Origin of the sequence: Thermophilibacter sp. ET337, from assembly GCF_024733715.1 — a bacterium.
Lineage (GTDB): Bacteria > Actinomycetota > Coriobacteriia > Coriobacteriales > Atopobiaceae > Thermophilibacter.
In genome coordinates this window covers 236,943-262,572 of record NZ_JANRHO010000001.1, presented here as the reverse complement: position 1 = coordinate 262,572, position 25,630 = coordinate 236,943, and the positions used below count along the sequence as shown (strand labels likewise).

At 68.9% G+C, this 25,630-nt stretch carries 17 protein-coding genes; 6 read left to right on the top strand and 11 right to left on the bottom strand.

Annotation, left to right across the window (positions count from 1 at the left end):
- From NW198_RS01175 to rpsA, 4 genes are all read right to left on the bottom strand, one after another.
- On the bottom strand, window positions 1-1,056 hold the full coding sequence (locus NW198_RS01175; RefSeq protein WP_258339687.1) for an ABC transporter substrate-binding protein: 1,056 nt from the start codon (window positions 1,054-1,056) through the stop codon (window positions 1-3).
- A 99-nt stretch (window positions 1,057-1,155) separates the two neighbouring features.
- On the bottom strand, window positions 1,156-1,566 hold the full coding sequence (locus tag NW198_RS01170; RefSeq protein ID WP_258339686.1) for a hypothetical protein: 411 nt from the start codon (window positions 1,564-1,566) through the stop codon (window positions 1,156-1,158).
- 98 nt (window positions 1,567-1,664) lie between these two features.
- Entirely contained in the window at window positions 1,665-2,720 is a 1,056-nt protein-coding gene (locus NW198_RS01165; protein ID WP_258339684.1) for a M20/M25/M40 family metallo-hydrolase, read from the bottom strand.
- Window positions 2,721-2,894: 174 nt separating this feature from the next.
- Window positions 2,895-4,106 carry a 30S ribosomal protein S1 gene (rpsA, locus tag NW198_RS01160; RefSeq protein WP_087313387.1) on the bottom strand — a complete coding sequence of 404 codons (1,212 nt, stop codon included), beginning with the start codon at window positions 4,104-4,106 and terminating at the stop codon, window positions 2,895-2,897.
- A 240-nt stretch (window positions 4,107-4,346) separates the two neighbouring features.
- Between rpsA and NW198_RS01155 the strand changes: the two genes are divergently transcribed.
- Complete coding sequence (locus NW198_RS01155) at window positions 4,347-5,084, top strand: HAD family hydrolase (RefSeq protein ID WP_258339683.1); 738 nt, start codon at window positions 4,347-4,349, stop codon at window positions 5,082-5,084.
- Between the two features lie 167 nt (window positions 5,085-5,251).
- Here NW198_RS01155 and NW198_RS01150 read toward each other — a convergent pair whose 3' ends face one another.
- Complete coding sequence (locus tag NW198_RS01150; RefSeq protein WP_258339682.1) at window positions 5,252-7,342, bottom strand: glutamine synthetase III; 2,091 nt, start codon at window positions 7,340-7,342, stop codon at window positions 5,252-5,254.
- 216 nt (window positions 7,343-7,558) lie between these two features.
- Between NW198_RS01150 and polA the strand changes: the two genes are divergently transcribed.
- Both polA and rnhA read left to right on the top strand, forming a co-directional pair.
- Entirely contained in the window at window positions 7,559-10,246 is a 2,688-nt protein-coding gene (gene polA, locus NW198_RS01145) for a DNA polymerase I (protein WP_258339680.1), read from the top strand.
- Window positions 10,246-10,782, top strand: coding sequence for a ribonuclease HI (gene rnhA, locus NW198_RS01140; RefSeq protein ID WP_258339679.1), 537 nt, complete (start codon window positions 10,246-10,248; stop codon window positions 10,780-10,782). The genes polA and rnhA overlap by 1 nt, the downstream gene beginning before the upstream one ends.
- Window positions 10,783-10,986: 204 nt before the next feature.
- Here rnhA and NW198_RS01135 read toward each other — a convergent pair whose 3' ends face one another.
- From NW198_RS01135 to NW198_RS01125, 3 genes are all read right to left on the bottom strand, one after another.
- Window positions 10,987-12,063 (bottom strand): ABC transporter ATP-binding protein, encoded by a 1,077-nt coding sequence (locus NW198_RS01135; RefSeq protein WP_258339678.1) that lies wholly within the window; start codon window positions 12,061-12,063, stop codon window positions 10,987-10,989.
- Between the two features lie 3 nt (window positions 12,064-12,066).
- Window positions 12,067-13,776 (bottom strand): iron ABC transporter permease, encoded by a 1,710-nt coding sequence (locus NW198_RS01130; RefSeq protein ID WP_258339677.1) that lies wholly within the window; start codon window positions 13,774-13,776, stop codon window positions 12,067-12,069.
- Window positions 13,777-13,898: 122 nt separating this feature from the next.
- A complete protein-coding gene (locus tag NW198_RS01125) occupies window positions 13,899-15,038 on the bottom strand; it encodes an ABC transporter substrate-binding protein (protein ID WP_087313400.1) in 1,140 nt (379 codons plus the stop codon).
- 201 nt (window positions 15,039-15,239) lie between these two features.
- On the opposite strand from NW198_RS01125, the gene NW198_RS01120 reads away from it, so the two are divergent.
- The gene (locus tag NW198_RS01120; protein ID WP_258339676.1) at window positions 15,240-16,172 is read left to right on the top strand and encodes a zinc dependent phospholipase C family protein; all 933 of its coding nucleotides are present in this window, start codon (window positions 15,240-15,242) and stop codon (window positions 16,170-16,172) included.
- A gap of 31 nt (window positions 16,173-16,203) precedes the next feature.
- Here NW198_RS01120 and NW198_RS01115 read toward each other — a convergent pair whose 3' ends face one another.
- Genes NW198_RS01115 through gltB form a run of 3 tightly spaced genes read right to left on the bottom strand, consistent with a single transcriptional unit; the run spans window position 16,204 to window position 22,530 of the window.
- Complete coding sequence (locus NW198_RS01115) at window positions 16,204-16,398, bottom strand: hypothetical protein (protein WP_258339675.1); 195 nt, start codon at window positions 16,396-16,398, stop codon at window positions 16,204-16,206.
- Between the two features lie 2 nt (window positions 16,399-16,400).
- Window positions 16,401-17,867, bottom strand: coding sequence for a glutamate synthase subunit beta (locus tag NW198_RS01110; protein WP_258339674.1), 1,467 nt, complete (start codon window positions 17,865-17,867; stop codon window positions 16,401-16,403).
- 1 nt (window position 17,868) lies between these two features.
- Window positions 17,869-22,530: a glutamate synthase large subunit gene (gene gltB / locus NW198_RS01105; RefSeq protein ID WP_258339673.1), complete on the bottom strand. Its 4,662-nt coding sequence runs from the start codon at window positions 22,528-22,530 to the stop codon at window positions 17,869-17,871.
- 367 nt (window positions 22,531-22,897) lie between these two features.
- On the opposite strand from gltB, the gene NW198_RS01100 reads away from it, so the two are divergent.
- The gene (locus NW198_RS01100) at window positions 22,898-24,859 is read left to right on the top strand and encodes a BMP family ABC transporter substrate-binding protein (protein WP_087313422.1); all 1,962 of its coding nucleotides are present in this window, start codon (window positions 22,898-22,900) and stop codon (window positions 24,857-24,859) included.
- 12 nt (window positions 24,860-24,871) lie between these two features.
- Entirely contained in the window at window positions 24,872-25,513 is a 642-nt protein-coding gene (locus tag NW198_RS01095) for a metallophosphoesterase family protein (protein ID WP_087313424.1), read from the top strand.
- Window positions 25,514-25,630: the final 117 nt, after the last annotated feature.

Here is a 25,630-nt window from a genome sequence, read left to right as displayed (position 1 = left end):
CTACGCGCCGTAGTAGAAGTCGTCGCCCGGAACGGAGCCGCCCACGGCCTCGGGGTTCTGCTCGGCCAGGACGTCGAGGTAGCCCGCGAGCTTCTCGGCCATCTCGTCGCCGGTGATGCAGACGATGTTGCACTCGGGGATGGCCTTTTGCGCCACCTGCGCGGGAACGATGTCGTAGTCGCCCACGAGCTTGGCCGCGGCCTCGACGTCGTCGTTCACGAAGTCGACGGAGTCGGCATAGTGGTCGAGGAAGGCGTCGACGGCCGCGGGGCTCTCGTCGGCGAAGGCGGCGCGCACGATGGCGACGCCGGTGATCATGGAGCTCTGCTCGTCGCCGTTCTGGACGGCGTCCCACTCCTCGGTGAGGTCGAGCGCCACGCGGATCTGGTCGTTTTGCGCCTGCGCGGTGGTCACGAACGGCTGGGGCAGCATAGCCACGGCCGGCCCGGAGGACGTCGCGAGCGCCTGAACGCACTCGGCGTGCTCGCTCTTCCACTCGATCTGCACGTCCTCGCCCACCGTGAGGCCGTTCTTCTCGAGCACGTACTGCAGGCCGTACTCGGGCGTGGAGCCCTTGCCGGAGGCGTAGATCGTCTTGCCCTTGAGGTCGGCCACGCTCTGGACGGTGTCGCCGAGCTCGCAGATATAGAGCACGCCGAGGGTGTTGATTGCGATGGCGCGCACGCCCTTCTCGGTCTTGTTGTAGAGGACCGAGGCGAGGTTTGCGGGAACCGCGGCAATGTCCACCTCGCCCTTGGCGATGAGCGGCGTAACCTCGTCCGGGGAGGCCACGATCTGGAAGGAGTAGTCGTTGTCGGCGAGGTTGCCGTTGTCGACCTCGCTCATGAAGCGCACGAGGCCCATGGCGGTGGGGCCCTTGAGGGCGACGGCGCGCACGGCGACGGGCTCTGCGGGCTGCTCGTCCTCGGCGGCGGGCTCGTCCTCGGCGGGCTGCTCGCCCTCGGCGGCGGGCTCGGTCGCGCCGTTGCAGGCGGCGAGCGCAAACGTCGCGGTTCCGGCACTTGCGACCTGCAGGAACTTCCTTCTATCAAGCATGAGAAAACCTCCCGGGCACGTTGTCATAACGAAACAACGGTAGCACTGGGAGGTTCTTCTCTGGCCGGTCATTCTGTGAGCGGTCCCGAAGGCGCGCGGCTACGACCTGACCTCGAACTTGGCCTTGCATCGCGGGCAGGTGACCCGGAGCTTGCCCTTGCCGCGTGGCACGCGCACCCGCTGCTTGCAGGAGGAGCACTTCACGTGCTTGTAGGTGCGCAGCTCCGTCCAGGCGGCGCGGGGGTTCTGGACCCACGGGCGCGTCGGGCCGAGCGCCTTGAGGAAGGCCTCGTTCTCGCGGGCGCGGCGGCCAAGGTTCTTGGACTGGATGCGGAACATCGAGTAGGCGATGAGCACGAGCGCGACCCAGCCGAGCCAGCTCACGCGCGCAAAGAGGTTCACGATCACGATGACGATCGCGAGGTTCGTCGAGAAGACCGCGAGGTCGTCCGGCCCCTGTCGCCCCTGAAGCCACTCCCCCAGCCTGCGCTGCCAATCACCCGATGCCATGCTCTCCCCTTCTTGCCTTTCTCAGCTCGTTGAACTCTGAAGTCATACCCGTTTGCCTCGTCACGTATGCACGCGGGCGAGAAGGACGCGCCCTCTTCCTAGCGACCCTCGCCCATGACGTAGGCGCGCGCGAGGCGCTCGGTCTCCACGAGCGCGTCGACGTGGCAGCGCTCGCGGCCGTGCGTGTTCAGACAGGCCATGCCAAAGGCGCCGGCGGCGAGGTCGTTGCCGTGCAGGGCGGCGGCGTTGGCGTCGGTGGAGTAGTGGAAGCACACCTGCGTGTTCCAGCGGCCCGGCGTGCACGCGCCCTCGGCGCAGGCGATCAGCGTGTTGGTGAGCGCCCAGTCGTAGGGGCCCTTGGCGTCGGAGCAGATCACGCCCACGGAGTGCTCGTCGGAGCGCTCGTAGTCCGGGCCGATGAGCGTGATGTCCACCGCCACGTACTCGCTGACCTCGTCGGGCACCCAGGAGCCGCCGCGGCCGATCTCCTCGTAGATCGGGAAGGCGAAGAGCGTGTCGTACGCGGGGCGCTCCCCCGTCTGCGCCAGCCAGCGAAGCACGTCGAGAAGGACGGCGACGGCCGCCTTGTCGTCGATGTGGCGGCTGATCACGTAACCGTTGTCGAAGCGCTCGAAGTGCGGGTCGATCCCCACGACGGCGCCCTCGGTGACGCCGAGCGCCCGGGCGTCCTCGGGACAGCTCACGTCGGCCACGAGACTCACGGACATGGTGTCCTCGGTGCGCTCGTCGGTCTTTGCCTCTCCCCACACGTGGACGGAGTGATGGTCGCAGATGACCTGACCGGCCACCGTGCGCCCGTCGCGGCAGTGCACCAGGCACGTCTCGCCCTCGATGCTGTGATAGTTGATGCCGCCGAGCTGGCGGACGCGCAGGGTGCCGTCGGCGTTGAGGCCGCGCACGACGAGGCCGATCGTGTCGAGGTGAGCCCCCAGGCACACGACCTTCTCGGCGCTTCTGCCCGGAACGCGCACGTAGGCCGTGGCGTTGTTGTCCACGGTCATCTCGTAGCCCATCTCGGCGAGCTCCTCGCGCAGCCAGGCGTGGATCTCGGGATAGTAGCCGACGGGGCTCTCCACCTCCACGCACGCGCGCAGGGTGTCGAGCAGATAGTCCTTGTCGATGTCGTAGGTCATGGGAACCCCTCTCAGGCTCAAGGGGAGGCCGAGAAGGTCCGCCGCGAGTTCCGCAGCCGCGCAACGCGCGGCGAGGACTGTCTGAGCGCCGGACCTTCTCGGCCTCCCTGCCGGGTACAAGAAGGGGCCGCCCCGAAGGACGACCCCCTCAGAAGATCGGATGAGGCGGAGGATTTACTCCTCGGTGGCCTCAGCCTCGGTCTCGACCTCGGCCTCAGCCTCGACCTCGGGCTCCTCGGCCGGCTTCTCGCTCTCGGGGAGCGGCTTGACCTCGACCTCGGTGCCGAGGGTCTCGGCGGCGGCCTTCATGGACAGGGAGATGCGACGACGGTCGAGGTCGATCTCCATGACCTTCACCTGGACGGTGTCGCCCACGGCGCAGACCTGAGACGGCTGGTCGACGTGCTGCTTGGCCATCTCGGAGATGTGCACGAGGCCCTCCACGCCGTCGCCGAGGTCGACGAAGGCGCCAAAGGTGACGAGCTTGGTGACGGTGCCCTCGACGATGGCGTCGACGGGATACTTCTTGACGAGGGAGCGCCAGGGATCCTCGGTGGTCTGCTTGAGACCGAGGGAGATGCGCTCGCGGTTGAGGTCGACGTCGAGCACCTGGACCTCGACCTCCTGGCCGACCTTGACGACCTCGGAGGGGTGGTTGACGTGGTTCCAGGAGAGCTCGGAGATGTGCACGAGGCCGTCGATGCCGCCGAGGTCGACGAAGGCGCCGAAGTCGACGATCGAGGAGACGGTGCCCTTGAGGCGCATGCCGACCTGCAGCTTGGAGAGGATCTCCTGGCGCTCGGCCTTGCGGGCCTCCTCGAGGACGACGCGGCGGGAGAGGACGACGTTGTTGCGGTTGCGGTCCATCTCGATGACGCGGGCCTCGATGCGGGTGCCGAGGTAGGCGTTGAGGTCCTTGACGCGACGGAGGTCGACGAGGGAGGCGGGCAGGAAGCCGCGCAGGCCGATGTCGAGAATCAGGCCGCCCTTGACGACCTCGATGACCTCGCCCTCGACGGTCTCGCCGGAGTTGAACTTCTCCTCGACGGCGTTCCAGGCACGCTCGTACTCGGCGCGCTTCTTGGAGAGGACGAGACGGCCCTCCTTGTCCTCCTTCTGAAGGACGAGCGCCTCGATCTCGTCGCCCAGGGCGACGACGTCGGCCGGGTTGACGTCCTTGCGGATGGAGAGCTCGCGGGACGGGATGACGCCCTCGGACTTGTAGCCGATGTCAAGCAGGACCTCGTCGCGCTCGAGCTTCACGACGGTGCCGGTGACGAGATCGCCCTCGTCGAAGTCGGTCACGGTGCCGTCGATGAGGTTGTTCATCTCCTCGTCGGAGATGTCATCCAGCGCAAAGATGGACGAGTTCTGAATCTCACTCAAAGGTGGACCCCTTTCGAACAACGGGGCCCCGGTCGTCATGGTCGCTGCCTGCAGTGCCTAGAATCGTGGCGTCTACGTGGAAACTTACATGCTCTCGGGGGCCGACAGATACGGTTGTGCGGGCCCTGTGCCCACACGGAGGATAGAGTAGCGTTTTTCGCGTGTGTATTTCAAGCGCCGCGGCTGGGTATTTATTATTTCTTCGGAAGGAACGTTTTCGCCGCGCGAAGGGAGTGGCCCGTGATCAAGGCGGTCCTCTTTGACCTGGACGACACGCTGCTGCGCCTGAACCTCACGGCGTTCATCGCCCGCTACGTCTCGGGCGCCGCGCGGCTGCTCGGCCAGGCCGCCCGCACGAGCCCCGCCGCGCTCGCGGTCCCCTTCATGCGCGGGTTTCTCGCCATGGACGCACAGGACCGCGCCGACTCGCTCACCAACGAGCAGGTCTACGTCCAGACCTTCCTCGACGCCTGCGGCATCCCGCTCGACGACCCCGCGATCGCCGACCTGATCGACTTCTACGAGCGGGAGGTCGTGCCCGGCTTTGCCGGCGGCATCGTCTCCGCGCGCCCCGTGGCGGGCGCGCGCGAGGCCGTGGACGCCGTGCATGCGACCGGCCTCACCTGCGCGCTCGCGACCAACCCCACGTTCTCGCTCGCCTGCGACCGCGCCCGCATGGGCTGGGCGGGCGTGAGCGAGGACGACTTCGCGCTCATCTCGACCTACTCCAACTCCACGCGCTGCAAGCCGAGCGTCCGCTACTACCAGGAGTTCGCCAACCAGCTGGGCGTGCGCCTCGAGGAGTGCCTGATGGTGGGCAACGACGCCCGTCGCGACATCGTCCGGCCCGACTGCGGCCTGCGCACCGCCTACGTGGGCCACGGGCGGCCGCGGGGCGCCGTGTGGCGCGGGCCGATGGAGCGCTTCGCCCGAGAGCTTCCCCAGGTCGTGGCGCGCCTCAACGAGCAGGACGCGTAGGGCGAGAAGAACGCGCCAGCCGATAAGAACGTGCGGCCCCCGGACGGTTCTTCTCGCCAAGGCGTCCGGAATCCGCACCTCCCACGGAAACGTGCGGCCCCCGGACGTTCTCAGCTTAAGAATCGTCCGGAAGCCGCACGTGTCTCACACGGGGTCGCGCGCGGACGCTATACCCAGAACAGCATCTCGTTATAGGTGGGAACGGGCCAGTACTCGGCGCCGCAGACCTTCTCCATCGCGTCGACGCAGGCACGCAGGTGCTCCATCGAGGGCAGGACCGTGTCGCGATACGCGTCGCACTGCTCCTGCGGGTCCTCGACCGCGTGCGCGGCGGCGTTGTTGGCCTCGAGGTCGATGGCCGCCTCGTGGATGGCCGAGATGCCGTCGGTCAGCGTGCGCACGAGCTCCTTCTCCACCGGGCTCTCGATGCCGATCTCGGCCTTGGTCGCCACCGTGGAGGCCAGGTCGCCCGAGAACTCGGAGAGCGCTGGCAGGTAGAGGTTGGTAGCCATGTAGACCATGGTGTTGGCCTCGATGTTGAGGAGCTTGGCGTACTGCTCGGCCTTGGAGACATAGCGCGCGTGGATCTCGGCCTCGTTGAGAACGTTGTACTTGCCGTAGAACGCCACATTCTCGGGCTTGACCATGCACGGCAGCGCGTCCGGCGTGGTCTTGAGGTTGGGCAGGCCGCGCCGGGCGGCCTCGGCCTCCCACTCCTCGGAGTAGCCGTTGCCCTCGAAGAGCACGCGCTGGTGGTCGCGCAGGGTGTGGCGCACCCAGCGCAGGGCGAGGTTGGTGAACTCGTCGCCCGTCTTGCCCTCGAGCTTGGTGGCAAAGCGGTCGCACTGCTCGGCCACCGCGGTGTTGAGGACCACGTTGGGGTCGGCAAGGTTCTGCTGGCTGCCGCACATACGGAACTCGAACTTGTTGCCCGTGAAGGCGAAGGGCGAGGTGCGGTTTCTGTCCGTGGAGTCGCGCAGGAGGTCGGGCAGGGCGGGCACGCCCAGGTCCATGCGCTCGGCCTCGTGGACCTCGGGCTCCTCCTTGTTGATGAGGGCCTCGACGATGGCGTGGAGCTGGTCGCCCAGGAAGACCGAGATGATCGCCGGGGGCGCCTCGTTGGCGCCGAGGCGGTGGTCGTTGCCCGCGGAGGCCACGGAGGCGCGCAGCAGGTCGGCATGCTCGTCGACGGCGGCGACGAGCGCGGCCAGGAACACGAGGAACTGCAGGTTCTCGGAGGGCACCGCGCCCGGCTCCAGCAGGTTCTTGCCGTCGGCGCAGATGGACCAGTTGTTGTGCTTACCGGAGCCGTTCACGTACTCGAAAGGCTTCTCGTGCTCGAGGCAGGCCAGGCCGTGGTGGGTGGCCATGAGCTTGAGCTTCTCCATCGTGAGGAGGTTGTCGTCGATGGCAAGGGAGCCCTGCTCGAAGATCGGCGCGAGCTCGTGCTGGGCGGGCGCGACCTCGTTGTGCTTGGTCTTGACGGGGATGCCAAGCTTCCAGAGCTCGTCGTCGACCTCCTTCATGAACTCGTTGACCGTCGGGCGGATGGCGCCGAAGTAGTGCTCCTCGAGCTCCTGGCCCTTGACCGGCTCGCAGCCAAAAAGGGTGCGGCCGCAGTAGATGAGGTCGGGACGCTTCTCGTAGTCCTCCTCGCGCACGAGGAAGTACTCCTGCTCGGGGCCGATGGTGGTGAAGACGCGCTTGGGCTCGCGGCCAAAGAGCGCGAGCACGCGCTTTGCCTGCGTCTCGAGCGCCACCTGCGAGCGCAGCAGCGGCGTCTTCTTGTCGAGCGCCTCGCCGGTGTAGGAGACGAAGGCCGTGGGGATGCAGAGGACCTCGTCCTTGATGAAGGCCGGGCTCGTGGGGTCCCAGGCGGTGTAGCCGCGGGCCTCGAAGGTGGCGCGCAGGCCGCCGCTCGGGAAGCTCGAGGCGTCGGGCTCACCCTGGACGAGCTCCTTGCCCGAGAAGGACATGAGCACCGTGCCGTCGTCGATCGGCGTGAGGAAGCCGTCGTGCTTCTCGGACGTGATGCCCGTGAGCGGCTGGAACCAGTGCGCGAAGTGCGTGGCGCCCTTCTCGAGCGCCCACTCCTTCATCGCGTGCGCGACCTCGTTGGCGATGTCGAGGTCGAGCGGCGCGCCGTCGTCGATGACCTGGCGAAGCTCCTTGTACGTAGGCTTGGGCAGCCGCTCCTGCATCACGGCGTCCGTGAACAGCAGGCTACCGTACTCCTGCGAGACCTTGTCCTTGCCCATGTGCGCCCCTTCTCGTCGTTGGCGTGTGGCTTACGGCGGAATACTCTAAGAGGCCATTATTTCACGTCCGTTGCCTCCGCGTGAAGCTCGCGGTGCGTTTGCGTTGCCGTCGTGGAGCCGTTTTGTGGCGAGAAGGACCTCGCGCCGCGGGCGGCCCCGCGCCCCGCAGGTCCTTCTCGCCTACAATGGGGCGAGCACACAGACGAGAGGAACCCCATGGACGAGACCACGCGCACCATCGCCGTCATCGACGGAAACTCCCTCATGCACCGTGCGTTCCACGCGATCCGCCAGCCCATGAACGCTCCGGACGGCCGCTCCACCAACGCGCTCTTCGGCTTCTTCAACATGTTCATCAAGCTCGTGGACACCTTCCGCCCCGACGGCGTGATCTGCGCCTTTGACAAGGGCAAGCCGCGGGTGCGCATGGAGATGCTTCCCTCCTACAAGGCCCAGCGCCCGCCGATGGACCCGGCCCTGCACGAGCAGTTCCCCATGGTCAAGGAGCTGCTCGCCGCCCTCGACGTGCCCGTGGCCGAGCTCGAGGGCTGGGAGGGCGACGACATCCTGGGAACGCTGGCGCGCCGCGGCGAGGCGGCGGGCTACACGATGCTGCTCTTCACCGGCGACCGCGACATGTACCAGCTCACGACCGACCGCGTGAAGATCGTCTCCACCAAGAAGGGCGTCACGGACGTCGAGATCATGGACCCCGCCACCGTGGAGGACCTCTATCACGGCATCACGCCCGAGCTCGTGCCGGACTTCTACGGCCTCAAGGGCGACACCTCCGACAACATCCCCGGCGTTCCCGGCATCGGCCCCAAGAAGGCGGCCGCGCTCATCGTGGAGTACGGCAGCCTCGACGAGGTCATCGCCCACGCCGACGAGGTCAAGGGCAAGATGGGCGAGAACCTGCGCGCCCACATCGACGACGCGCTCGTGAGCCGCCGCGTGGCCACGATCCGCACGGACGCCCCCATAGAGCTGGACCTCTCCGACGCGCGCTTCCCCACCTTCGACCCCGCCGAGGTCGCGCGCGCCTTCTCGGCGCTCGGCTTCACGGGTATGACCTCGCGCCTCGTGCGGCTCGCCGGAGACGACGCCGTGGCCGTCGCGCGCGCCGTGCTGGGCGAGAAGAGCGGGGCGCCCGCGGCTCCCGCGATCGAGCTTCCCGCCCCGCTCGTCGGCGACGAGGCGGCGACGGCGCTCGACGAGGCCATCGCCGCCGGCGGCTGGATCGGCGCGGCGCTCGACGACGACCGCGCAGAGGGCGCACTCTTTGGCCTCTCCCACGTGCTCTGGGCCGCCACGGACGACAAGATCTGCCGGCTCGAGGGCGACGAGGCCGACGCGGCGCTCGCACGCCTCTTCCGAGAGGGGCACCTGGCCGCGGGCGACGTCAAGGCGCTGCTGCACGTCCTCTCCCCCGCCGACTCCTCCCGCCCCGAGGCGCTCGCCCCGCGCGAGGCGGACCCCGCGCGCATCTTTGACGTGGGCGTTGCCGCCTACTTGCTCGACTCCGAGCGCGGCGGCTTTGCGGTGCCCGAGCTCGCCGAGGCCTACCTCGAGGGCGGCCTGCCCGAGCCCACCGAGGCGCTCCCCGCCGCGGCGCTCGAGGCGGCAGGCGCCCAGCGCCTGGTCGCCGTCCTGCGCGATCGTCTTGAGAAGGACGGCTCCGCGTGCCTGTTCGACGAGATGGAGATGCCGCTGCTGCCGGTGCTCGCCGAGATGGAGCGCCTGGGCCTTGGCGTGGACACCGAGGTCCTGGCCGCCCAGTCCGCCGAGCTCGGCGCCGAGATCGACGACATGGTCGACAAGATCCACGCCGAGGCGGGCGAGAGCTTCAACATCGACTCCCCGCAGCAGCTCAGCCACGTCCTCTTTGACGTGCTGGGGCTTCCCACCTACGGACTCAAGCGCACCAAGCGCGGCTTCTACTCCACCAACGCCAAGGTGCTGGGCGACCTCGCCGCGCACCACGCGATCGTGGCCGAGGTCCTCGAGTACCGCGAGCGCGCCAAGATCAAGAGCACCTATCTCGACGCCCTGCCCGCGCTCGTTGCCGGCGACGGGCGTATCCACACCACCCTCAACCAGACGGTGACGGCTACGGGTCGCCTCTCGAGCTCCGACCCCAACCTGCAGAACATCCCCACCCGCTCGGAGCTGGGCCACCGCGTGCGCCAGGCCTTCACCGTGCCCGAGGGGTCCGTCTTTCTCGCCTGCGACTACTCCCAGATCGAGCTGCGCCTGCTCGCCCACCTCTCCGGGGACGAGCACCTGATCGCGGCCTTCTGCGAGGGCGCGGACTTCCACGCCGCCACCGCCGCGCGCGTCTTTGGCGTGCCCGTGGAGGAGGTCACGCCGCAGCTGCGCAGCCGCGCCAAGGCCGTGAACTTTGGCATCGTCTACGGCCAGCAGGCCTTTGGCCTCGCGAGCTCGCTCAAGATCGGCCGCGCCGAGGCGCAGGAGATGATCGACCGCTACTTCGAGGCCTACCCCGGCGTGCGCGCCTTCCTCGACGACGCGGTGCGCCGCGCCCACGAGCTCGGCTACGCCGAGACGCTCTACGGGCGCAAGCGCCACATCAAGGAGTTCAGGCAGAAGAACCGCCAGCTCGTCGCCTTTGGCGAGCGCACGGCGATGAACCACCCGATGCAGGGCACCGCCGCCGACATCATCAAGATCGCGATGGTTCGCGTGGCCGATCGCCTGCACGAGGAGGGCCTGGCGGCCAAGCTCGTGCTGCAGATCCACGACGAGCTGGACCTCGAGGTCCCCGAGGCGGAGGTCGAGGCCGTGAGCGAGCTCGTGCGCAAGACCATGGAGGGCGTGGTCACGCTGCGCGTGCCGCTTCTGGCCGAGGTCTCCTACGGCCACAACTGGGCGGAGGCCAAGTAGTGGCGAGCTGGAACGAGTTCTGCGAGACCCGCGGGACAGTTACCCCGGAGGTTTCTGTCCCGCGGGTTGAGGCGTGGTCGGACGGCTCCTCGCGCGGCAACCCGGGCCCGGGCGGCTTTGGGACGGTCCTGCGCTACACCGGTCCGGACGGCGTCACGCACGAGCGCGAGCTCTCCGGCGGCTACCGGCGCACGACCAACAACCGCATGGAGCTCATGGGCGCGATCGCCGCGCTCGAGGCGCTGCGCCGCCCCTGCGCGGTCACGATGACGACGGACTCGCAGTACGTCTGCAACGCCTTCAACCAGCGCTGGATCGCGGGGTGGCAGAAGCGCGGCTGGAAGACTGCGAGCAAGCAGCCCGTGAAAAACGTCGACCTCTGGCAGCGCCTGATCGCCGCCGCCGCGCCGCACGACGTCACGTGGGTCTGGGTCAAGGGACACGCGGGGCATCCCGAGAACGAGCGCTGCGACGCCCTGGCCACGGCCGCCGCGGACGGGCATGACCTACAGGAGGACGTCGGCTTCGAGGGCTAAGGTGCGGGCCAAGGTCCTTCTCGCCTGCGCCCCCCGCCCAGCCGAACTCCGACTTTTGTACGGCCACTTCCTCGCGCGCTATCGTTTTGTTTCATATATGGGCAGCTAGATAGGCCATCCCGCCCTTCTCGACTAACGAGCGGGGCGGGATGGCCGTACAAAAGTCCAAACTCCAAGGACACGAGCGGACGAGAAGGACGCGCGCTAGAGCACGTGCACGTCCTCAGGCGTGAACGCCACGAACGCCTCGTCGCCGACCTCGTAGATCTTGTGGTTCTTGGGGTTGAAGTCGGTGATCTTGACCAGCGTGTCGCCGACCATGACCTGGTAGTTCTGGTAGTTGCCCATGAAGCGCGAGAGCGTCACCTTGCACGGGAGCACGCCCTCGTCGGCGAGCTTGGCCGCCTCGGGACGCAGCACGAGCACGGCGTCGCTGCCCTGAGAGAGGTGCCCCACGCTCGCAACCTCTACCGGGTGCCCCTCGATCATCGCCACGCCGGACTCGCCGTCCTTCTCGCTGAGCTTGCCGCGCAGGAAGTTGGACTCGCCGATGAAGTCGGCCACGAACTCGTCCACCGGGTGGTAGTAGACCGTGTGCGGGTCGCCCACCTGGTCGATGACGCCCTTCTTCATGATGATGATGTTGTCGGAGAGCGCCATGGCCTCGGACTGGTCGTGCGTGACGTAGATGGCCGTGATGCCGGCAGCCTGCTGGATGCGGCGGATCTCGTTACGCATGTCAACGCGGAGCTTGGCGTCGAGGTTGGAGAGCGGCTCGTCGAAGAGCAGCACGCCCGGCTCGATGACCAGCGCGCGGGCGAGCGCCACGCGCTGCTGCTGTCCGCCCGAGAGCTGGTTGGTCATGCGGTCCTCCATGCCCTCGAGGCCCACGAGCTTGAGGATCGCGTGGACCTTCTCGGCAATCTCCTCCTTGGGCAGCTTGCGGAGCTTGAGGCCGTAGGCCACGTTGTCAAAGATGTTGTAGTGCGGCAGCAGCGCGTAGCTCTGGAAGACCATCGCGGTGTCGCGCTTGTTGGGCGTGAGCTCGTTGATGGGCTCGCCGCCGAGGTAGATCTCTCCCTCGTCGGGGCTCTCGAAGCCGGCGATCATGCGCAGGATCGTGGTCTTGCCGCAGCCCGAGGGGCCGAGCAGCGTCACGAACTCGCCGGGCGCGATCTCGATGTTGGCGTCGTGGACCGCGTAGAAGTCCTTCTTGGTCTTGGGGTCCTGGTAGATCTTGGAGACGTGCTCCAGGCGCACGCCCTTCTTCTCCTTGGCCATACGTTATGCCTCCTCGGTGTACTTGCTGGTGCCAAAGTGCTTGATGGCGAGGTTCATGAGCAGAACCGAGCCGTAGGTGATGGCGATCAAGATCGTGGCGAACGCGCACGCGATGCCGTAGGAGCCCTTCTCGGCAAACTCGTTGATCTGCACCGTGATGAGGAAGAACTGCGGGGTCACGAGCAGGATGATCGCGGAGATGGCCGTGATGGAGCGGACGAACGCCGTCACGAGGCCAGAGAGGAACGAGTCCTTGATGAGCGGCAGCGTCACCGTGCGGAAGACCGTGAAGCTGTCCGCGCCCATGTCGTAGGCGCTCTCCTCGATGGACTTGTCGATCTGGCGCAGCGCCGAGATGCCCGAGCGCGTGCCCGTGGGCAGCGAGCGCACGATGAAGACGATGACCAGGATGGCCGCCGAGCCGTAGAGCCCCTGGAGAAAGCCGGTGCGGAAGACGCCCGCGGAGAAGCCGCGGATGAAGCCGACGCCCAGGACCGTGCCGGGCACGGCCATCGCGAGCATAGAGACGAACTCGATGAAGCCCTTGGTGCGGAAGTTCCGCTTGACCACGAGGTAGGAGATGATCATCGAGAGCAGGGCCGTGAGCGGCGCGGCTATGAGCGACAGCACGAAGGAGTCGCGGAACGCCTCGAGGCCGTGGTAGCGCTCGAAGACCTGGATGAACCACTTGGGCGTGAGCGAGAAGTCGTAGCCCCAGGTCTTGAACAGGGCGCCGAACGGCACGCAGATGTACATGATCACGACGAAGAGGGCCACCGCGCCGCACAGGATGGTGAGCGGCAGCGTCACGGAGCGGTCGGTGATGAGCATGCGGGCGCGGGAGGCCTTGCCGGTGAGCGTGGCCGTGCTCTTGGCCTCGAGCACGTACTTCTGCACGATGAACATGAGCAGCGTGATGCACAGCAGCACCACGGCCATCGCGGCGGCGCCCTCCTTGTCGTAGGCGCCCGTGATCTGCAGGTAGATCGTGGTGGCCAGCGTGTCGTAGGAGCCGCCGATGATCATGGGGTTGGCAAAGTCGGCGATCGACTCGATGAAGGTGACGAGAAACGCGTTGCCCAGGCCCGGCAGCACGAGCGGCAGCGTGACGGACGTGAAGACCTTCCAGCGGGAGGCGCCCATGTCGCGGGCCGCCTCCTCGAGCGACGGGTCGATGTTCTTGAGCAGGCCGCGCAGCATCATGTAGCACACGGGGAAGAACGTGAGCGTCTGGACCACGAAGATGCCCCAGAAGCCGTAGACCGAGTTGTCGTAGATACCGAGCAGGTAGCGAGTGATGATGCCAGCCTTGCCAAAGAGCATGATCACCGAGAGCGAGAGCACAAACGGCGGCGAGACCACCGGCAGCATCGAGACCACCTTGAAGAGGCCCGAGAGGAAGCGCGTGCGCAGCTTCACGTAGACCTCGACGTAGGCGAAGAGCAGTCCCACGAGCGCCGACGCCACGCTCACGAGCAGGCCGACGGCGAGCGTGTTGGTGATGGCCGTCGTGAAGGTGTGCATCTCGAAGATGCGCTGGAAGACCTCCAGACTCGGCCCGCGCTCGGTGATGAAGCTGTCCACCAGCAAGATCGCGAGCGGGTACAGGATGAACAGCGTCAGAAACGCGATGAGCACCACGATCGTGGTGATCATGATGGGATCGGCCAGGAGCTTCTTGCGGTCAAGCTCAGCGCTCTGGGTTCTAGCCATAGCCACCCCTTCTCATAGGTCGTCTTACATGGAGGGGCGCCGGGCGGATGAAGATCCGCCCGGCGCGGCTCAGATCACGCGTGTCCCGCCGTGGCGGGCGATAAGAAAGCAGGTCCGGGGCTTTATGCGTCCTCGGTCTCGAAGCGGTCGTCGCCACCGCCGAGGGCCTCCATGACCTCAGCGACGTAGGTGTCGGTGTTGGCCTTGGCGTCCTCGAAGTCGTAGTCCATCGTGTTGTTCGGGTCGAGGCCGAACTCGGTGGCAATCGCGGGCTGCTCGGCGTTGTCGATGACCAGGAACTGGTAGGAGCCGTTCTGGGCAGCGAGCTCGACGCACTCGGGCGAGAGGGCGTACTCGATCCAGAGCTTGGCGGCATTGGGGTGCTTGGCTCCCTTGAAGATGGCCGTGGCGCCGACCTCGCAGGAGGTGCCGGAGGACGGAACGACGAGCTCGATGTTCTCGTAGCCGTTGTCAACGATCTGGAAGATGCCGTCGTGCAGGAAGCCCAGGCCAATCGTGCACTCGCCGGTGCCGATGTTCTTGGACGGACCGGAGCCGGACTTGGTGTAGACCTGGACGTTCTTGTCGAGGTCGACGAGGAACTGGATGCCCTCGTCGTGGCCGTACTTCTGGATCATCGTGTTGATGATGAGCTTGGCGGTGCCGGCCGTGTTGTAGTTGGAGGACCAGATGAGGCCCTGGTACTGCGGGTCGATGAGGTCGGCGAAGTCGGCCGGCGGGGTGACGCCGAGGCGCTCGACCTCGTCCTTGTTGTACATGATGCCGAGAAGGCCGGTGTAGATGCCGTACCAGTTCCCGTCGGCGTCCTGGTACTTGGGGTCGGTGATGTGGCTCGCGTTGGCAGCCTCGTAGGGCTCGAGCAGGCCCTCGGCGGTCACGACGTTGTACGGGTCGGTGGTGCCGCCGAACCAGACGTCGCCGGTGGGGTTGCCGTTCTCCTCCTCGACCTTGGCCTGAACCTCGCCCGTGGAGAGGCGCTGGTACTGGACGTCGATGCCAAAGACCTCCTCGAAGTGGGTGCAGGCGGCGGCGAGGTAGTCCTCCTCGCAGGAGCCGTAGACCACGAGCTTGCCCTCCTCCTGGGCGGCCTTGATGAGGTCCTCGGAGGCGCCGACGCTGTTCTCGGCGACCTGGCCCTCGGCGGGCTGGTCGCCGCCGTCGCTGCCGTTGCAGGCGGCGAGGCCGAGGACGGTGGCGCCGGCGGCGCCGGCCAGGAAGTTCCTGCGCGAGATGTTGGTCATGGCTGGTCCTTTCCCTTTATGCTTCCCTTATGTGCCTGAAGGGGTAACACCCGTTACTTTTTATAGCCACCTTACGGTTTGCTTACACAGGGCTTTCCGCCGAGCGGCGCTTAACGGTACGGCAGCGTTTAAGCGAGCCGACGCCGAGCCGCACGACGCCCGCGATGCGGTACTCTAGACGGATGCGAGAAAGGAGCGAGCATGCCCGCGATCATCACGCACCATATCTTCGGCGAGGACATCGCGCCGTCCCTGCCGGAGGGGCTGCTCGCCGGCGAGGAGGAGCTGCTCGCCTTCCTGCTGGGCAACCAGGGGCCCGACCCGCTCTTCGCGCGCTTCTCGACGCTCCCCTCTCACGCCTCGCGCTGCCATGAGCTCGGCCGCAAGATCCAGGGCGGCAGCGTCACGCGCGCCTTCATGGCGCTGCGCGACGGAGTGGGGCACCTGCCGCAGACCGACATGCGCGCCGGCCGCGCCTTCGCGCTGGGCCTTCTTGGCCACTACGCCCTCGACCGCGCGGCGCACCCCTTCGTGGTCTCGCAGCAGCGGGCGCTCTGCGCGGCCGACCATGACCTCGAGGCCCGCTCCGGCGCGGTGCACGCCCTGATCGAGTCGGACATCGACACCTGGATCCTCTGGGAGAAGCGCGACGCCACCGTCGAGGAGCGCCCCGCCGCCGCCAACCTCATGCGCACCGAGCGCATCGAGCGGGTGGGGGGCGCGCTGCTCTCCCAGCTTGCCCTCTCCGTCTTTGACGTGACGCTGGGACCGCGCGAGTACGCCTCCTGCGTGCGCGACTACGAGCGCCTCTATCGTCTGATCGACCCGGCGGGCTCCCTCGGGGCACGCCTCGCCGGCGCCGCCGAGCGCGCCCTGTTTGGCAGTGCGCGCGTTCGGGCCTGCGCCCACCTCGTGCTCCGCGACAACGAGTGCCCCGCCGCCAACCTCGACTGCCGGCCCTGGCGCGACCCCTTCGACGGCCGCGTGCGCCACGAGAGCTTCGCCGACCTCTTCGACGAGGCGCGCCTCGCCTACCCGGCGCTCGCCGAGGCCTTCGTGCGCGGGGACGAGGCCGAGCTGCGCCGCCTCGTGGCGGGCAGGGACTACGCCGGGCGCCCGGGCGCGGACGCATAGGCCGCCGGCGGGAGCTCGGCGCGCCCGGAGCTCACAGCCACACGAGGGTCGGGGCCTCGTCGCTCTCGTCGTCCTCGTCGCCCTTGTCGCCCTTGTCGCGCTCGGCGCCCTCCGGCGCGCCCCAGCTCACCGACTCCTCGAGCCAGGGGCGCCGCACGTCCTCAAGCGGCTCGAAGGGTCGCTCCTCGCCCTTGACCATCCAGACGATGCCCCCCTCGCGGCACATGGCTAGAGCCCCAGCCCGGCGGCGACCTCGCCCGCGCACGCCATCGCGTCGGCGATCGCGCTCACCACGAGCGACGACCCCGTGCGCGCGTCGCCCGCCACATAGACGGCGTCCGTCCCCGCCGCGCGGTGAGACCCGGGCTCGCACGCCGGAAGCCCGCGCGCGCCCGCAGCCACGCCGAGCGCCTCCAGCACCGCCCGCTCCGGGCCCGTGAATCCGCACGCCACGAGCACGAGCTGCGCCGGCAGCTCCCGCACGCTCCCCGCGACCGGCTCCGGCCTGCCGTCGGACCAGTCGAGGTCCGCCACCGCAAGGCCCCGCACCGCCCCGTCCGCGCCGAGAAGGACCTCGCGCGTGTCGACCGCCCAGGAGCGGCACTCCCCGCCCATGAGCGCGATGGCCTCTGCCTGGCCGTAGTCGGTCTTGAGCGTGGAGGGCCACTCCGGCCAGCGCACGGCGCCCGGCTCGCCCGGGTCCGCCGGGCGCGGCAGGAACTCGAGCTGCGCCACGGACCGCGCTCCCTGGCGCACCGCGGTGCCCAGGCAGTCGTTGCCCGTGTCTCCCCCGCCGATCACCACCACGTCCAGGCCCGCCGCGCTCACGGCGGGCTCGCCGCCGTCGAGCAGCGCGCGCGTGGACGCCTCGAGGTAGTCCACGGCAAAGACCACCCCGCCCGCCGCGAGCCCCTCCTCAAAGCCGGCCGCGGAGAGGCCGCGCGGCACGCGCGCCCCCACGGCCACGACCACGGCGTCGAAGCCCGCCAGCAGCCCCGACGCCACGTCCCTCTCGGCCGCGTCCGTGCCGAGAACAAACTCCACGCCCAGCTCCTCCATGAGGCGCACGCGTCGGGCGACCACGTCCTTGGGAAGCTTCATGTTGGGGATGCCGTACGTGAGCAGGCCCCCCGCGCGGTCGGCGCGCTCCACGACGCTCACGTGCGCGCCGCGGCGGGCGAGCTCCCAGGCCGCCGCGAGCCCCGCCGGGCCCGAGCCCACCACGGCAACGCGGGGCGCGCCCTCGGCCGCCGGGGCGAACCGTCGCGGACCGCCGTGGGCCCACTCCCAGTCCGAGATCGCCCGCTCGTTGTCGTGGATGGTCTCGGGCTCGTCATGGCAGCCCAGGTTGCAGGCAGCCTCGCACAGCGCCGGGCACACGCGGCTCGTGAACTCGGGCAGCGGCGAGGTGAGCGCGAGCCGCTCCGCCGCCTCGCGCCAGAGGCCCCGCCAGACGAGGTCGTTCCATTCGGGGATGAGGTTGTGCAGCGGGCACCCGCTCGGCCGCGCCCCGCCAAAGCCCGTTCCGGCCTGGCAGAAGGCCACGCCGCACATCATGCAGCGGCTCGCCTGCTCCCGCTGCAGCTCAGGCGAGAGCTGCTCGTAGAGCTCGTCGTAGTCGCGGGTGCGCTCTAAAACCGGTCGCAGCTCGTGGGCGCGACGCCCCACGCTCAGATATGCCCCGGGCCTTCCCATACTATGCCTCCCTCATCTTGTCGAACGCGTACGTCAGCGCCTCGCCGCGGTCGCGCCCGGCAGCCTCGGCCTGCGCCACGTAGGCCAGGACGCGCTCGTAGTCGCGCGGCGCCACCTTCACGAAGCGCGCGCTCGCGTCCGCCCACTGGTAGAGCATCTTGATGCCGCGCGGGCTCTGGGTGCGTCGCACGTGCTCCTCCACGAGGGTGCGCACGGCGGCGAGCTCGTCTGCGGACGGGGCGAGAAGGTCCACGAGCTCCGTGTTGCAGCGCGCGGCGAGCGTCCCCAGGCGGTCGTAGACAAAGGCCAGCCCGCCCGACATGCCGGCCGCGAAGTTGGGGCCCACCTCGCCGAGGACCACCACACGCCCGCCGGTCATGTACTCGCAGCCGTGCGCGCCCACGCCCTCCACGACCACCGTCGCGCCGGAGTTGCGCACGCAGAAGCGTTGGCCGGCGCGACCGTTCACAAAGCCGCGGCCGCCCGTGGCGCCGTAGAAGGCCACGTTGCCCACGATGACGTTCTCGTCGAACTTGTACGTCGCCTTCTCGGGGGGCCGCACCGAGAGCACGCCTCCCGAGAGCCCCTTGCCAAAGTAGTCGTTGGCGTCGCCGGAGACGTTGAGTGTGACGCCCGCGGGCAGAAACGCCCCGAAGCTCTGGCCCGCCGAGCCCTCGCAGTCCACCGTGACCGAGCCCTCGGGCAGGCCCTCGGGGTGCGCCGCCGTCACGCGGCTTCCCAGCAGCGTGCCCACGCAGCGGTTGACGTTGTCGATGTCCGCGCGCAGGCGCACCGGCTCGAGGTGCTCGCGGGCCGAGGCGGTGTAGGGCACGAGCAGCGTGGCGTCGAGCGTGCGCCCGATCCTCAGGTCGGCGGCCATCTCGGGCAGGAAGCGCGGGCTCGCGGCGCCGGGGATGCCCTGCCCGAACTCGGGCCTCGCGCAGGCGAGGAGGTCGGAGAGGTCCAGGAGGTTGGCCTTCCAGTTCTTCTCGCCCTCCACGGGGACCTGGCGCAGGCAGTCCGCGCGCCCCACCATCTCGTCCACGGTGCGAAAGCCGAGCCCGGCCATGATCTCGCGCAGCTCCTCTGCCACGAACGTCATGTAGTTGACCACGTGCTCGGGCCTGCCCGAGAAGCGAGCGCGCAGGCGGCAGTCCTGGGTGGCGATGCCCGCCGGGCAGGTGTCGCGCTGACAGTCGCGCTGCATCAGGCAGCCGCAGGCGATGAGCGGCATCGTGGCGAAGCCAAACTCCTCGGCGCCCAGAAGCGCCGCCATGGCCACGTCGCGCCCGCTCATGAGCTTGCCGTCGGTCTCCAGGACCACGCGCGAGCGCAGGCCGTTTCGAAGCAGCGTCTGTTGGGTCTCGGCCAGGCCGATCTCGAAGGGGATGCCGGCGTGGTAGATGGAGTCGCGCGGGGCGGCCCCCGTCCCGCCGTTGTGCCCGGAGATCAAGATCTTGTCGGCCCCGCCCTTGGCGACGCCCGTGGCGATGGTGCCCACCCCGGCGAGCGCGCAGAGCTTCACCGAGACGCGCGCCTCGGGGTTGGCGTTCTTGAGGTCAAAGATGAGCTCCGCAAGGTCCTCGATCGAGTAGATGTCGTGGTGCGGCGGCGGCGAGATCAGCCCCACGCCCGGCGTGGACTGGCGCACCTCCGCGATCCAGGGGTAGACCTTGCGGCCGGGCAGGTGGCCGCCCTCGCCGGGCTTGGCCCCCTGCGCCATCTTGATCTGGATCTCGTCGGCCGAGACCAGGTAGCGGCTCGTGACGCCAAAGCGACCCGAGGCCACCTGCTTGATGGCCGAGCGGGCGGAGTCGCCGTTTGGGAGCGCCATCTCGCGCGCCGGGTCCTCGCCGCCCTCGCCGGTGTTGGAGCGCCCGTGCAGGCGGTTCATCGCGATGGCCAGGCACTCGTGCTGCTCGCGGGATATGGAGCCGTAGCTCATGGCCCCGGTGTTGAAGCGCCGCACGATCTGCTCGACGGGCTCGACCTCCTCGAGCGGCACGGGCTGCCCGGCGGGCGAGAAGTCCATGAGGTCGCGCAGGGTGACGGCGCGACCGGACCGGTGCACCCACGCGGAGAACTCCTTGAAGAGGTCGTAGTCCCCCTCGCGGCAGGCACGCTGCAACAGGTAGATGGCTTGGGGGTCGATGAGGTGCTCCTCGCCGTCGTGGGCGCGCCACTTGGTGAGGCCGAGCGTAGGGAGCTGCTCGGGCGCGGGGCTTGCCTCCAGGGCCGCCGCGGCGTCGTAGCGCGCGTCGAGCTCGCGCTGGAGGTCGGCGACCGTGAGGCCGCCCACGCGCGTGGCCGTAAACGTGAGGTACTTCTCGACCAGCTCCTCGGAGAGGCCCAGGGCCTCAAAGATCTGCGCGGAGTGGTAGCCCTGCATCGTGGAGATGCCCATCTTGGACATGATCGAGACGATGCCCGCCGTGACCGCGCGGTCGTAGTTGGCGAGCGCCTCCTTCGCGGGCAGGGCGAGCTCGCCGCGGGCGCAGAGGTCCCGGACGCAGTCGTGGGCCAGGTAGGGGTGGACCGCGGAGGCCGAGAAGGACACGAGGCACGCGAAGTCGTGCGCGCTGAGCGCGTCGCCGGTCTCCACCACGAGGTCGGCGCGGGTGCGCAGGCCGCAGCGGATGAGGTGGTTGTGCACGCACCCGAGCGCGAGCAGCGACGGCACGCTGACCTCGCCGTCTCTCGCGCGGTCCGAGACGATGAGGATGTTGGCGCCGGAGCGCACGCTCTTCTCGGCCTCCTCGGCAAGCTCGTCGAGAGCGCGCTCGAGGGCGCCGTCGCCGCCGGAGCGCGGGTAGGCGGCGCGGACGCGCGCGACCTTAAAGCCCACGAGGTCGATGGCGCACACGCGCTCGAAGTCCTCGTCCGAGAGGATGGGGCCGGGCAGGCGCACGAGACGGCAGACGTCGCGACAGTCCTCGAGGAGGTTGCCGTGGTTGCCGAGGTAGAGCGTGGTGCTCGTGACCATGCTCTCGCGCAGCGCGTCGATCGGCGGGTTGGTCACCTGGGCGAAGAGCTGGTTGAAGTAGTCGAAGAACGAGCGCGCCTTGGTCGAGAGGCACGCGAGGGGCGCGTCCACGCCCATCGAGGCCAGCGGCACCGAGGCCTTCTCGGCCATGGGGCGCACGACCTCGTCGACGTCGTCGTAGTGCCAGCCGAGACGGGCCATGCGCTGCGTGAGGGGGAGCTCGTCACCGGAGCGCCCGGCCTCGCCAAGGTCCGCCGCGAGTTCTGCAGCCGAGTTGACAATAGCGTCAGGATCTATTGTCAACCGCGCAGGCGCGGGCAGATCGGCGAGGTCAACGGTCTCCTGGTCGAGCCAGGAGCGGTAGGGCTTCTCGGCGGCCAGGCGGTCGCGGATCTCGTCGTTGCCGATCACGCGACCCTGGACGGGGTCGACCTCGAGCATCTCGCCCGGGCCGAGGCATCCCGTGGAGAGGACGTTTACGGGGTCGATGTCGATCGTGCCCACCTCGGAGGCAAGGATCAGGCGATCGTCGCGCGTCACGTAGTAGCGCGCCGGGCGCAGGCCGTTGCGGTCGAGCGCGGCGCCCACCGTGCGCCCGTCGGTGAAGACGATCGCCGCTGGCCCGTCCCAGGGTTCCATGAGCATGGACTGGTAGGCGTCGTAGGCGCGACGGCGGTCGGAGAGCGCGGGGTTGTTGTCCCAGGGCTCCGGCATCATGAGCGTCACGGCGCGGTCGAGCGCGCGCCCGTTCATGACGAGAAACTCCAGAACGTTGTCGAGGATCGCGGAGTCCGACCCCTCGCGGTTGATGATGGGCAGCACGCGCTCGAGGTCGGCGCCCAGCACCGGCGAGTAGAGCTCGGGCTCGCGAGCGCGGACCCAGCTCACGTTGCCGCGCAAGGTGTTGATCTCGCCGTTGTGGATGAGGTAGCGGTTGGGGTGGGCGCGCTCCCAGGAGGGCGTGGTGTTGGTGGAGTAGCGCGAGTGCACGAGGGCGAGCGCCGTCTCGACCGCGGCGTCGCCCAGGTCCAGGTAGAAGCGGCGCATCTGGGTGGCCACGAGCATGCCCTTGTAGACGATCGTGCGGCTGGACATGCTGCACACGTAGAAGATCTTGCCGGCGAGCGCGGGGCTTGCGTCGGCGGCGCGCTCGATGGCGCGGCGGGTCACGTAGAGGCGCCGCTCGAAGTCCTGACCGCGGGGGACGTCCTCGGGGCGGCGAAGGAACGCCTGGTAGATCGTGGGCATGCAGGCGCGCGCCGTGGAGCCCAGGTCGTGCGGGTCCACCGGCACCGCGCGCCAGAACATGAGCGGCACGCCGCACTCGGCGCACCCGCGCTCAAAGACCTGACGCGCCGCGGCCACGCCCTCCGGGTCGTCGTGCGGGAGGAAGAGCATGGCCACGCCGTAGTCCCCCTCGTCGGGCAGGAGCTGGCCCTCCTTCTGCGCCTCCTTGCGGAAGAAGCGGTGCGGAACCTGAAAGAGCACGCCCGCGCCGTCGCCGGTGTTGCGCTCCAGGCCCGTGCCGCCGCGGTGCTCGAGGTTCACGAGAACCGAGAGCGCGTCGTCGAGCGTCTGGTGGCTGCGGACGCCGCGCAGGTGCGCGATCGCGCCGATGCCGCAGGCGTCGTGCTCGTACTCCGGGCGATAGAGGCCGGGCTCGTGGTTCTTCTCGCTCATGGGGCTCCCCTCTTCTGGCTTCCATGGCGAGTCTAGGGCGCCGCCGCGGCCGGGGAGAAAACCGAGACGAACTCGCTACGAGCTCGCCACCCGCGCGTCGTTTGTTTGCCATCCGCGGGACGCGGACCGGAAACGGGCGAGAAACCTTGGGGCGAGAAGAGCGCGGCGGCCGATAAGAACGTGCGGCGTCCGGTCGCTTCCGGCCCGAGAAGCGTCCGGAAGCCGCACCTGCCGCGGGGACGTGCGGCAACCGGACGGTTCTTCTCGCCCGGCGAGCGGATTTCTTGCGCACGGGCATGTTGCGTCCCGTCTCCCCGCGCGATTCGCTACCATGTATGGGAACGGTCTCGCGCAGGAGGGAGCCCGCATGCTCGAGGACTACGCCAAGGCCCGCAAGCTCGGCCTCAAGCAGGTCGAGCGAGACGTCTCGGACGGCCGCTACCCCTATCCGCCCGCCCTCGACGACATCCTCAAGAACCAGGGCTATCAGGGCGAGGTGCCCGTGGGCCTCGCCGAGATCGACCTCGCGCTGATCGCCGGGACCAAGACTCGCGGCCGCCAGAACATGTTCTCGAGCGGGTTTTACCCCATCGCCGAGCCGGGCTCGGAGTTTGCCTCCAAGTGGAGCGACCTCATCGACTCCCAGCGCGCCGAGGGCCTGCGCGACCCGATCGTGGTCTACGAGTACCTCCAGCGCTTCTACGTCCAGGAGGGCAACAAGCGCGTCTCGGTCTCGCGCTACCTGGGCATGCCCACGATCCTGGCAAACATCACCCGCGTGACGCCCATGCCCTCCGACGAGAAGGGCCTGCGCGTCTACCACGAGTTCACGCGCTTCTACCGCGTGTGCCCCATCTACGGCATCACCTCGTCCGAGGAGGGCTTCTACGCGCACCTGGCGGCCCTGCTCGGCCAGGACCTCGAGACCCCCTGGCCCGATGACGTGGTGCGCGACCTGAGGGCGCTTTTCGACGGCTTTGCCGCCTCCTTCCACGCCCACGGCGGCGACGCGCTCGACCTGCAGGTGGGCGACGCCCTCGCCTACTACGTGAGCATCTTTGGCTTCGAGCATGTGCGCGGCCTGTCCCCGCGCGACGTCGACGCCCAGGTGAGCAAGATCTGGGACGAGTTCGTGGTGGCCCAGGGCGAGGGCGCCCGCGCCTACCTCGAGGACCCGAGCGCGGACCGCACTGCGCCGCTTCCCAAGCTCAAGAACCTCGCCAAGAAGGCCGTGCTCGCCAAGCCCTTCCGCGTGGCATTCATCTACGACCGCAACCCGCTCTCCTCGGGCTGGATCAGCCTGCACGAGCGCGGGCGCATCAAGCTCGAGGAGCGCCTCGGCGGGACCGTCGCCACCCACGCCTTCACCGACCGCAGCTCCGACGCCGCCTTCGACCAGGCCGTCGAGGAGGCGATCGAGCACAAGGCGGACCTCATCGTCTCCTGCGCCCCCACGCAGATGCGCCAGGCGCTGCGCGCCGCCGCCGAGCACCCGGGCCCGGCCTACCTCAACTGCTCCGTGAGCCTCTCGCACAGCGCGGTGCGCGGCTTCTACGGGCGCATGTACGAGGCAAAGTTCCTGCTCGGCGCGCTCGCCGCGAGCCTGGCGGGCCACCACAAGGTGGGATACGTGGCGGAGTCCCCGGTCTTCTCGACCGTGGCGGAGATCAACGCCTTCGCCATCGGCGCCCAGATGGTGGACCCCTACGCGACCGTCTACCTCAAGTGGTTCTCGGCCAAGGACTACGACTGGCGCCGCGAGCTGCGCGAGGAGGGCGTCCACATCATCTCCGGGCGCGACTACGCCAACCCGCTCGCGCCCAAGGAGTCCTGGGGCCTCTACCGCGTGGAGGAGAACGGCGCCGAGACCCACCTCGCCGAACCGGTGTGGAAGTGGGGCCGCTACTACGAGATGCTCGTCCGCTCCATCAGAAACGACACGTGGAAGAAGGAGGGCGAGAAGATCCAGGGGCAGTCGCTCAACTACTGGTGGGGCATGTCCGCCGGCGTGCTCGACGTGCGGCTCGCAGACGAGCTGCCGCGCGGCCAGCGCATGCTCGTGGACGTGCTGCGCCAGTCGGTGCTCTCCGGGCGCGTGCACCCCTTCACCGGGGAGCTCCGCGCGCAGGGCGGCGACGTGGTGCAGGGCCCGGAGGCGGGACGGCTCACGAGCGAGCAGATCGTTCGCATGCGCTGGCTCAACGAGAACGTGGCGGGACGGCTGCCCGAGCAGCGCGAGCTCGACCGCGACGGCCTCGTCGAAGTGGAGGTCGCGGGCGTGATCCCCGTGGACCCCTCGACGGTGCTGCTCAAGGACACGGCGCGCTAGGGGGCGGCGGGCATGAGGATCCTCGCCATCGCGGACGTGGAGGAGGGCTGGCTCTACGAGCGCTGGGACGCCGAGCGCGTGGCCGGCGTCGACCTCGTCGTGTCCTGCGGCGACCTGCCGGCGGTCTACCTCGAGCACATCGTGACGCTCGCCAACGTGCCGCTGCTCTACGTGCCGGGCAACCACGACACTGCCTACGACGCCCACGCGCCCGAGGGCTGCGTGTCCGTGGACGGGCGCGTGGTCGACGTCGGCGGGCTGCGCGTCATGGGGCTCGGCGGCTCGATCCGCTACAACCCCGAGGTGCACGGCTACACCGAGGCCGAGATGGCGCGGCGCGCGGCGCGGATGGCGCTTCTCGCCAGCGCGACGGGGGGCGTGGACCTGCTGGTGACCCACGCCCCGGCGCGCGGCTACGGCGACCTCGACGACCTGCCGCACCGCGGCTTCGAGGCGTTTGGGACCCTGCTCGAGCGCACGCGCCCGCGCTACCTGCTGCACGGTCACGTCCACATGGAGTACGGCCGCATCGAGCGCGTCCGCGAGCACCCCTGCGGCACCACGATCGTCAACTGCTGCGGCTCCTACGTGCTCGACGTCCCGGATGGCGTCATCGGCGGCCACGGCGGCCTCTTCCCCGTGGAGAGCGTCTAGCGGCAGGCGCCCCGTGAGGGTATGTACACCCAGCCATGAGGGTATGTACACCACCCAGGCGGCGCGTTCTTCTCGGCAGTGCTTTGACCTGCGGTTTTGCGGCCTGCACTCGACGGC

Excerpts from the sequence above, each read along its gene's own strand:
- polA (WP_258339680.1), top strand. The coding sequence starts at position 7,559 with ATGGACGAGACCACGCGCACCATCGCCGTCATCGACGGAAACTCCCTC.
- NW198_RS01170 (WP_258339686.1), bottom strand. The coding sequence starts at position 1,566 with ATGGCATCGGGTGATTGGCAGCGCAGGCTGGGGGAGTGGCTTCAGGGG.
- NW198_RS01175 (WP_258339687.1), bottom strand. The coding sequence starts at position 1,056 with ATGCTTGATAGAAGGAAGTTCCTGCAGGTCGCAAGTGCCGGAACCGCG.
- gltB (WP_258339673.1), bottom strand. The coding sequence starts at position 22,530 with ATGAGCGAGAAGAACCACGAGCCCGGCCTCTATCGCCCGGAGTACGAG.
- NW198_RS01135 (WP_258339678.1), bottom strand. The coding sequence starts at position 12,063 with ATGGCCAAGGAGAAGAAGGGCGTGCGCCTGGAGCACGTCTCCAAGATC.
- NW198_RS01110 (WP_258339674.1), bottom strand. The coding sequence starts at position 17,867 with ATGGGAAGGCCCGGGGCATATCTGAGCGTGGGGCGTCGCGCCCACGAG.
- NW198_RS01120 (WP_258339676.1), top strand. The coding sequence starts at position 15,240 with ATGCCCGCGATCATCACGCACCATATCTTCGGCGAGGACATCGCGCCG.
- NW198_RS01115 (WP_258339675.1), bottom strand. The coding sequence starts at position 16,398 with ATGTGCCGCGAGGGGGGCATCGTCTGGATGGTCAAGGGCGAGGAGCGA.
- NW198_RS01100 (WP_087313422.1), top strand. The coding sequence starts at position 22,898 with ATGCTCGAGGACTACGCCAAGGCCCGCAAGCTCGGCCTCAAGCAGGTC.
- NW198_RS01125 (WP_087313400.1), bottom strand. The coding sequence starts at position 15,038 with ATGACCAACATCTCGCGCAGGAACTTCCTGGCCGGCGCCGCCGGCGCC.
- NW198_RS01130 (WP_258339677.1), bottom strand. The coding sequence starts at position 13,776 with ATGGCTAGAACCCAGAGCGCTGAGCTTGACCGCAAGAAGCTCCTGGCC.
- NW198_RS01095 (WP_087313424.1), top strand. The coding sequence starts at position 24,872 with ATGAGGATCCTCGCCATCGCGGACGTGGAGGAGGGCTGGCTCTACGAG.
- NW198_RS01165 (WP_258339684.1), bottom strand. The coding sequence starts at position 2,720 with ATGACCTACGACATCGACAAGGACTATCTGCTCGACACCCTGCGCGCG.
- NW198_RS01150 (WP_258339682.1), bottom strand. The coding sequence starts at position 7,342 with ATGGGCAAGGACAAGGTCTCGCAGGAGTACGGTAGCCTGCTGTTCACG.